General features: G+C 55.0%; 1 pseudogene. It reads left to right on the top strand.

Annotated features, from left to right (window positions below):
- A pseudogene (locus tag QP363_RS13025) lies at positions 1-282 on the top strand (HNH endonuclease); the annotation flags it as partial.

Genomic DNA, 282 nt, shown 5'->3' with positions numbered 1-282 from the left:
CATCGTCACATTAAATGAGTTGGACCAGATCATCAACGGCGAGGGTGATGAGATCGAGCTCAACCTGACTAACGGCGGGCGCATGACAGGCGCAGAGTTTCTCACCCACAAATTCGCCGAAATAGGCTACGCCACCATCGTCCACCCCATTGACGGGCCCATCAACACCTGGCGGCTAAAACGTGGAGCAAACCTCAACCAACGTCTTAGCCTGCACGCGGAATTCCACACCTGCTCAAGACCAGGCTGCAACAAACCAGCCGATTACTGCCAAGTCCACCA

The sequence above is a fragment of the Corynebacterium sp. UMB6689 genome, from assembly GCF_030215295.1.
GTDB classification, from domain to species: Bacteria; Actinomycetota; Actinomycetes; order Mycobacteriales; family Mycobacteriaceae; genus Corynebacterium; species Corynebacterium aurimucosum.
Note: the sequence above shows the minus strand (reverse complement) of the source record. Positions and strands in the feature narration are given on the sequence as shown.